The organism is Jannaschia seosinensis (assembly GCF_001408515.1).
GTDB lineage: Bacteria > Pseudomonadota > Alphaproteobacteria > Rhodobacterales > Rhodobacteraceae > Jannaschia > Jannaschia seosinensis.
In genome coordinates, this window is record NZ_CYPR01000103.1 from 1 (window position 1) to 8,342 (window position 8,342).

Genomic DNA, 8,342 nt, shown 5'->3' on the forward strand with positions numbered 1-8,342 from the left:
TACGAGAAGCTCTATTCCGCTCGCGGCCAGGCCGAGAACCACATCAAGGCGTGGAAGGCCCACCTCGCAGCAGACCGGACGTCGTGCTCGAAGGCGAACGCCAGCCAGATGCGCCTGATGCTGCACGGCTGCGCCTACTGGGTCTGGTGGAAGCTTCGCGCGGCTTGCCCAAAACGTTCACCATGGCGCCGCGCCCAGTTCGACACGCTGCGGCTGCATCTCGTCAGGCTGGCCGCCACCATCGTCGAAAAGAAGACCCGGATCATCGTGACCCTGCCGGCATCGTGTCCCCGAAAGGGACTTCTCCTCCTTCTCTTCGACGCCCTCGCCCCACCGAAAACAGCCTGACGCATGCGCCCCGACAAACCCAGAAACATCAACCCGTATCGCCCAAGACCCAAGTCACCGGCCGGATTGCCAACCGGACGCAAACACCGGGTGCGCGCAAGAAAACCGAGACCGGGGAAACCATCCCACGGAGCACAAGTCCGCAGCTTCATGAATTATGCGGGTTAAATGGGCTTCAAAGCTAAGCGCCGGTCGTCTCTGATCCTCCGCCGGCCTGCTGCAGTTCGCGAGCGCGCACGCGCGCACGTTTGCTGAGACGGTCCAACCCGATCCTCGCCGCCTCAAGTGCGAGAACCGCCCGTGCCACGCTGTGCGGCCGGTCCGGCGAGACGACGATGCCGCCGGCCTCCTCGCCCCGTCCAACCAGCCAAGGCGGCGTACCTCGGTCGTAGCAGATCACAGGTCTGCCTGCCGCCATTGCCTCAAGCACCGTGCGGCCAAAGGATTCGGCGAATTGTGACACGCTCAGCACCACATCGGCCTGCGCCATCGCATCCATGGGGGAGGCGGCGTAGCCCGCCAGCGTTACATTTTCCGGCAAAGGACCGAGCGCCTTCAAGTCAGCACTTTCAGGGCCCACGAGGACGAACCGGACACGTTCGGACACCTCGCCCACCCGATGCGCGACTGCGATTACATCGCCTAGACCTTTCTTGGCGATGTTGCTGCTGACGAGGGCCACGCGCAGCTCGCGCCTTGGCAAAAACGGCACGCTGAAAAGTGCGTCATCCACCATGTTGAGACGGATTTTCGTCCGCTCCGGTACGCCGAGCCAACCGTGAACCAGCGGCGAGTTGGCGACGAACCGGTCGGCCTCGGCGAGTACCGTGGTCCGGACTTCCTCGGCCGTCCCGCCCAAGATGCGACAGAGAGCAGGATCTTCGGCCAGCAATTCGCGAACGTGGACGACCGTCTCGACTCCCTCGGCCCGCGCCGCGGCGAGCGGCGCATCGAGGACCAGCGTATTGACGTGGACAACTCGTGCCTCGTGCCGCCGGATCAACGCCCGGCATTCGGCAACCGACACGGCATGCGGGTTGCGGCCCAAGCGGCGCCAGAGCTGCGGCAAAATCTCGACATGCGCCGCTTTGGCGCGGATCGCATCGAGGTAGGCGGCGCTGCCAAGGGAAGGCAGCACGGCAACTGGCGCGGCTCCTTCTCTGGCAATCCGGTTCAGCATGTCGAGAAAACTGCGCTCGGCGCCAAACACTGCCTGTCCGGCAGCATGAGCGAAGACAAGAACCCGATCGCCCGATCCGCCTCCCGTTCCGGAGAAGTTGAAGAGGCCGCTGCCATGCTCGCCGCCTGCGCGCAGGTAATGAAGAAGCGGCGGCGTTTCAGGATCGAGGCCGTGAACATGGGCATAGGCGCTGGAGCTGAAGCGCGGCCCCGGGTCGCGCCCCTCGACGCCACTGTTCTCGAGGTAATGCTGCGCCGGCGGCGTATCTGCCATCAACACATCTTCGTTGGCCTCAAGATACCAGCCTTGGTCGAACAGCGTCGAGGCTCGCAGCACCTCGAAATCCGAAAGCGCCCCCGGCGGCTCCTTGGGCCCCAGTGCCTGCGGCGCTTCAAATGAGCGGTGGTCGGGGTGCTCGGGCAGAAAGAGTGATCCGCCAATGCCGTGCCACACCCGCGCCGCGTCAAGATAATCGCGGCGGGCTCCTCGAAACTGCGTGCTGATATGCGTCTCCGCGCGCATCGTGAGCGAGGTGGGCGAGGTGCGTCCGAAAGCCAATGGCAAGCCGGGACGGACCTCGGTTATTGCTCTGGGTCCGAAAGCCGCCAGGATGCGATAGTAATGTTCGGTGTCGGCATTGACTCGCACCCGGTCCCAAAAGCCGAGCGTTTCACGCAACGACGCCCTGATCATCAGAGACGACACGTTGCGGTGCGTCCAGCCGGCCTCGATCCGCCAGAGCGCGGGGTACAGGGCATCGTCCACCCGCGCCCAGTGCGACACGCTGGCCATTGCCGCCGGGTCCGAAAGAAGCGCCTCGACCTGCAGACGGATCTTGGAGGGATGCGACCAGTCGTCTGCGTCATGCACGGTGATCATCTCGCCCCGTGCCGCAGCCAGACCCGCATTGCGTGCCGTATAGGCGCCTTCGTTGTGTGGCTGCCGGAGCACGCGGATTCTGGCGTCGCCCGTTGCTTCTGCAATGGCAACGCTCTCGTCAGTCGAGGCGTCGTCGACCGCGAGTATTTCGAGCGAGATCCAGTCCTGCGCCAGAAGCCCCGCGAGCGCTTGCGGAAGCGTGGCGGCCGCGTTGTGCACAGGGACAATCACGCTCACAAGCGGCCCCTTGGCAGCCGCTCCGGGAACGGCCGAGAGGCGGTCAAACCGGGTGCTGCCCGAGCCCGCCAAGCTCACCGCCGCAAGCCCGGCATCGGCGTAGAGCGAGCCGAGGATACCGCTCAATTCGGCATCTGAAGCACCACGTCCGGCGGCGACCGCAACCCGCGACAAGGCCAGGTCGGCCGCTGCCACCATATCCCGCCGCGCCGCTGCCGCGATCCACTGCTCGGCCCTGTCCGGATTGCCGCAGGCCAATTCCGCCTGCACGCCCAGAAATTCCGGTCCCGCATGGGGCACAAGAAGCCGCGTCTCGGGGGTATCGCCTATCCGGTTGAGGACCGAACGTGCCGCGTTCCAGGCCCCCTGCGTCGCATGCCACCGCGCCAGCACCCAAGCCGCCGCCGAACGCTCCAGCGGGTCCGCTCCGTCCACGAGTGCCTCAAGTTCCGGCAGGCTTCGCGCCGCATAGCCCCGCCAGAGAAGATGGTCGAGGTCGAGCGCCCGAGATGAAAAGGGCTGACGCCTCTCGGCATGTCCATGACTCGTGAAATGCGCCCACGGGTTCAGCGCCGCCTGCCGCACATCGCCGTAGCGGGCGAGATACCATTCGGGATCAAATCGTTCGCGTAAGATCCGCCATCCGGCGTCAGTCAAGTTCATCGAAAGGATCCCAACCCGCTCCATGGTGCGGGCGCAACCCGCCCCGCACCAACCCGACGCGCAAGCATCGCATGCGTAACTTTCCCTACTCCCGCCCAAATCGGCGTGGCGCCAAACATCGCCTCGGCTCGCGCCGTGCGTGCCGCGACATCGCCCGGTTTGCCGTCTGGCGGCACCACCAGCACCACCCGATCCGCCACGACGCTCGGCAGGTGCGCCAGAACCGTGTCGAGAAGCGCCGGATCGTAGAGCGCCAGCAGGTCACATGTCGCACGCTCCCCCAGGACGATCACCTGGATGCGGGCCGCAAGCATCGCCGAGCGGCTTTCAGTGCACATGCGGAGCCCTGCCGCCACATCGAGGGGACGGAAGAACTCGAATGCCCCGAGGCGGCCCTTTCGCTCAGTCCCGGCCGTCAGTGTGGCAAGCGGCACAGGCTTGCGGAAATCGCCGGCCATTACGCCGTCGAACCGCCCCAAATCCGCCGCGCGCCGACCGCCCTCCAGAATTCGCGGTGCGGGAAACGGCCGCGTACGCCCATCGTAGCGCAGCGCCTCTGGCGGTGCAGTCGAATGAAAATGCGTCTGGGCATCGTAATATTCCTTGCGCGCCCCAAAGCGGTATCCATTGATCCCGAGGATTGGATCGGCAATTGCCGAATTCGAGCGCTCGCGCTGAAACGACAGCGGCCCAGTCGCAAGATGCGTGACAGATTTGTCGCCGAAGACCCGTCGGACGCGGCGAATAAGTTCATTATCTGCCGACATTCGCACAGTGTCCCACGCGCCGAGCGCCGCCACGACGGGCGCGCGGCGGAACATGAACGATGAGACGTTGTCGATGACGAGCCGGCCCGATTCGGTAAAGCGTGTGACAGACAGATCATCGCGCATCCGCGCCTGCTCGGAAGTGCAGCCGATGACCTCCGGGTGGTCCCGAAGATGCGCAACCTGCCGCGCGATCTTGTCGGGGTGCGACCAGTCGTCGGCGTCGTGGATCGTAACGAACTCACCCCGCGCGGATTTGAGCCCGGCGTTGCGCGCCACGTAGGCGCCGCCATTCTCGGCCATCTCGATCACCCTGATCCGGGGATCGTCGCGGGCGAGGGTTCGCGCCTGAGCCGCGGTGTCGTCGCTGCTTGCATCGTCGATCACGATGACTTCGAGGTCGCGCCAACTCTGCGCCTGGAGCGACCGGATCGCTGTCGGCAAGGTTTCGCGTGCATTATGTGCGGCCAGAAGCACGCTGACGAGCGGCCCGCGGCGTGGCGCTGCGGCGGCGGACAGGCCGTCATAGGGCGTCGGCGCATCTTCCCCGATCGTCACCGGGCCAATATCGTGGCCGGCCAAGGCGCGGTTGATCCAAAGCAGCCGCGCATCGGTCGCGGTCTCGAACACAGCCCGTACCAGAAGCGCATCGGCACCAATGAGGCCCCTCTCCCTGCGCGCCTCCAGCCACGCCTCGGACGGCGCGGGCCGTCCCAGCCGCGCATCGCACACAAGCGAGATCGGCAATTGCCGCTGCCGCATCAGGGGCGTCGCAGGCAGCCGAAGCGCCAAGTCGAGCCAGCGTCGCGCGGCCGCGGGACGGTTGTCACCTTGTGGGTGCAAATGCAGCAGCGCCAACTGAAAGGCGGCCATGCCGCGCTCGAAATGCACCGCGCCCCGCTCGGCCATCTCCTCCCAGATTCCCGGCACGCGGTCATGGTAGCCGAGGACATAGACCTCCCCGCGCCATTGCCCCACCCGCGCCTCGGCCCGCCTCTCGCGGCCGGCCTGCGACGGCATCGGATCGCGCCCCTCGGCACGGCCAAAACGCAGGTAGTGCAGAAAGGGATCGATGCCGCTGTCGGCGACGTCCGGATTGGCATCCAGATAGGCGCGGGCCCAAAATCCCGGGCCCGGATCGCGGTCGCCGTCCCTGCCATTTATCAGGTAATCAAGAGCTGGATCCGTCTCCGCTTCAAGTACATCCCGGTAAGTCCGAACATACCAGCCCGCATCGAATTCCGGTGCCGAGCGTACAAGGTCCAGATCGGCATCATCCATTTCCGGATTCGTCGTTGCCTAGCCGAACCTGCCTTCCCTCGGCCGCGCCATGAAGCACGTAATGTGCAAGCGCCGGCCAACCCGCCTCGAGCACGTCTGGGTTCAGCATGTAATAGGTGCGAGTGCTGAAATCCGGCCCTGGATCGAGTCCCTCGAAGGCGCCGGCCGCGACGTAGTGGCGCTCGGCCGAGAGTCTGCGCGGCAGGGCCACGCACAATGCGGCACGGTAGCTTTCCGCGTCGAAAAGCGGGCTCTTCCTGAGAGCTGCGGCTTGGGCACGCAAAGACGGCAGGCCCCGCGGCCGCCCCTCCACCCCCAGTCTGAGCCTCCTGCACAGCAGCGCCGCGTCCAGTCCCCGCGTGGCGTCAGAGGCTTTCAATCGCTGCGAGGCGTGGGCAAGTTCCTTGAGGTGACGCTCCTCCTCAATTCGCAGTGCCGCGATGCCTCCTTCAGTTCGCAGCGCCTCGATCTCGTCGCGGAGCAGGGCCTGAAGCTCCTCGTGCTCGCGCTCAAGTGCCGCCATTGCGTCCGACGGGTCGGAAAGGGCATCCGGGTGAAAATTGTTCATACCAAGCCGATTACAGCGGACCTTTTCCTCTCCGCAAGCGCAGATGGCATAGACATTTCCAACATCGGGAAACGTGACCGCAATGCGTGAGTACGGTTTGATATTGTAACAAGCCGCTGCCGCTTTGCACCTGTCAACAGGTGCTGTGCTCCGCACAAGGGAACTGGCGACGGCAGCCATCGGGGGAGGCTCTGCTGATGGCATGGGTGCCCTCCCCACCCGCACTGCACTGTGTCAGCGTGATCGGGGCGTTGTTGCAGAACCCATGCCTGAGGCGCAAGAGGTCCTTCCCCAGTGACATCATGCCACGCGGACAATCTCGGCGGTGCCGAGAGTAGAGAAGCGGTTCATGAGAGCGGCGCAGATGTGAATTTCGGCGGTCTGGCGATCAGAGTCTCGTGCGGCGATGCGGCTGCGTGTATGGTATCCGTCCAGCGCTTTCAGTATGCTCTGCCGGAGTATCGCATCGCGCGCTGGGTTTCGTTCCCGGCGCGGGCGGCCCGGCCGCGCGGTCCTCTTTCCAGAGACGACCGTTCCTGTGGATCACAATGACGGGAATAGCGCCGCGCCCGATAATCGCCTTGTGGCACCGCCGCGCGTCGTAGGCGCCGTTCGCGGTCCCAGTGCCGATCTGCTCATTCTACGAGATCTGGCCGAGGAGGTCCGGAAGCACGGGACTGTCGCCATCGCGGCTGGGGGTGAACTCCGTTTCGGGACGTTGCTGCGCAATGCCCGGTCGGGCAAGGGACGGCGCGGATGTCCGTGGTCGCGGGGTCCTTGGTCAAGTGCACCTTGAGCCACTGGCGCCGGCACTGGGAGCCGTCCTTGCGCGTCTGCCATTTGCCACCGCCGAAGACCATGATCCCGGTGCTGTCCACTGCCCGGCAGGGCATTGTGCAGCAATGCTCCGAGAGGAGACAGCGGGTTCAACAAAACGTCGGCTCGGCAACACGGAACTTGAACAGCCAAGGTCTTCTGCCTGCCGCTCAGGGTAGAGAAGTTCGGCACCGGCCAGTCCAGCCCGACCAGGCGCAGCAGGCTGGCGACCATCCCGGCGGCCTGCCGCAAAGGCCGCCTGAACAGATGGGGTGGTTGCCGCCTCCCCAAACGGCATCGCGAGGTGCCACTATTGTGGTGTTCAGGGCCACGAGAGTGAGAGGACGGTTGTAAAAGAAGAATACGATGATTGGGGTGGATCTTTCCAAGAACGTGTTTCAGCTCCACTGCGCCATGATGTCAGGGCATTTGAAGTTTCGCAAAAAGCTGACGCGCCCACAATTCCGGCAGTTCATGTCGAACCAGCCGCCCGCTGTGGTGGTAATGGAAGCCTGCGGCAGCGCAAGTTATTGGGCGCGGGAGCTCAACAAGCTGGGCCATGAGGTCAAGCTGATCGCGCCGCAATATGTGCGGCCCTTCGTGAAGCGGCAGAAAAACGATGCAGCCGATGCCGAGGCGATTGTCATCGCGGCACAGCGTCCCGAGATGCGTTTTGTCGAGCCGAAGACGGAAGATCAGCAGGCCCGCCCTGCGCTCTTTCGTGCCCGCGAGCGTCTCCTCCACCAGCGCACGGAACTCGTGAACGCCCTGCGCGGCTTACTCTACGAGTTCGGATATACGATCCCGCAGGGGATCGGCCATCTGAAGCGCATCGAGCCGATCCTCGACGACCCCGGCTGCGACCTGCCTGAGATCGTCCGCGACGAGTGCCGGGATCTGATGGAGCAGATTGCTAAAAAGACGGCTCGTATCGATGCTCGGACGAAAATCGCGAAGAGCTCGGCAGAAAAAAGCGACACGGCTCGTCGCTTGCAGACGATGCCGGGAGTCGGCCCGCTAACCGCGCTCGCGATCGAGGCATTTGCGCCAGATATGATGAATTTCCGGCGCGGCCGCGATTTCGCCGCGTGGTTGGGGCTTGTCCCACGTCAGCATTCATCAGGCGGCAAGGAGCGGCTCGGGCGCGTGTCGAAAGCCGGCCAGGCTGACATCCGCCGCCTCCTGATCGTCGGGGGCGATTCGCGCCTGAACTGGCTGGGGCGCTGGTCGATACCCGAGGGGTCCTGGCTGGCCCGGATGCTGGAGAGAAAGCCCGGATGCTGGTCGCGATCGCGCGGGCCAACCGGATGGCCCGGGCGATCTGGGCGATGTCCACCAAGAAGGAGAATTATCAGGATCCGGCACGAGCTACTGCATGAGCTGAACAGCGAAAGCAGTCTCGCGTCGGCGAAGGAGGTGCGAGAAGGCGACAACCCGAATGGGCGCAACGATCGAACAGATCTGGATCGGGAAAACCAGTAAGGTGCTGTGAGCAGATCAGCTCGCTGAACAGATTTGGACCCGATCCGCAGATCTCCATCCCGGCCCGCGGCCTGTAAGTGCCGCACCTTGAGGCCTGACAGAAGACTGCACTCGATCACCC

At 64.7% G+C, this 8,342-nt stretch carries 4 protein-coding genes and 2 pseudogenes; 2 read left to right on the forward strand and 4 right to left on the reverse strand.

All coding sequences use genetic code 11. The annotated features are described in order from the left end of the window. On the forward strand, positions 1-348 hold a 348-nt coding region (locus JSE7799_RS08425), incomplete at its 5' end, for a transposase (protein ID WP_144431619.1). Positions 349-529: 181 nt separating this feature from the next. Here JSE7799_RS08425 and JSE7799_RS08430 read toward each other — a convergent pair. From JSE7799_RS08430 to JSE7799_RS19675, 4 genes and pseudogenes are all read right to left on the reverse strand, one after another. Continuing rightward, on the reverse strand, positions 530-2,902 hold the full coding sequence (locus JSE7799_RS08430) for a glycosyltransferase (protein ID WP_186201882.1): 2,373 nt from the start codon (positions 2,900-2,902) through the stop codon (positions 530-532). A gap of 401 nt (positions 2,903-3,303) precedes the next feature. Continuing rightward, positions 3,304-5,355, reverse strand: a complete 2,052-nt coding sequence (locus JSE7799_RS08435) for a glycosyltransferase family A protein (protein ID WP_055663216.1) — start codon at positions 5,353-5,355, stop codon at positions 3,304-3,306. After that, positions 5,348-5,923, reverse strand: a complete 576-nt coding sequence (locus tag JSE7799_RS08440) for a hypothetical protein (protein ID WP_055663217.1) — start codon at positions 5,921-5,923, stop codon at positions 5,348-5,350. The genes JSE7799_RS08435 and JSE7799_RS08440 overlap by 8 nt, the downstream gene beginning before the upstream one ends. A gap of 300 nt (positions 5,924-6,223) precedes the next feature. Further along, positions 6,224-7,006 (reverse strand): annotated as a pseudogene (locus tag JSE7799_RS19675) (IS5 family transposase); the annotation flags it as partial. A gap of 99 nt (positions 7,007-7,105) precedes the next feature. On the opposite strand from JSE7799_RS19675, the pseudogene JSE7799_RS08445 reads away from it, so the two are divergent. Beyond that, a pseudogene (locus JSE7799_RS08445) lies at positions 7,106-8,118 on the forward strand (IS110 family RNA-guided transposase). Positions 8,119-8,342: the final 224 nt, after the last annotated feature.

Coding starts and splice junctions, on each gene's coding strand:
- JSE7799_RS08435 (WP_055663216.1), bottom strand. CDS start 5,355: ATGGATGATGCCGATCTGGACCTTGTACGCTCGGCACCGGAATTCGAT.
- JSE7799_RS08440 (WP_055663217.1), bottom strand. CDS start 5,923: ATGAACAATTTTCACCCGGATGCCCTTTCCGACCCGTCGGACGCAATG.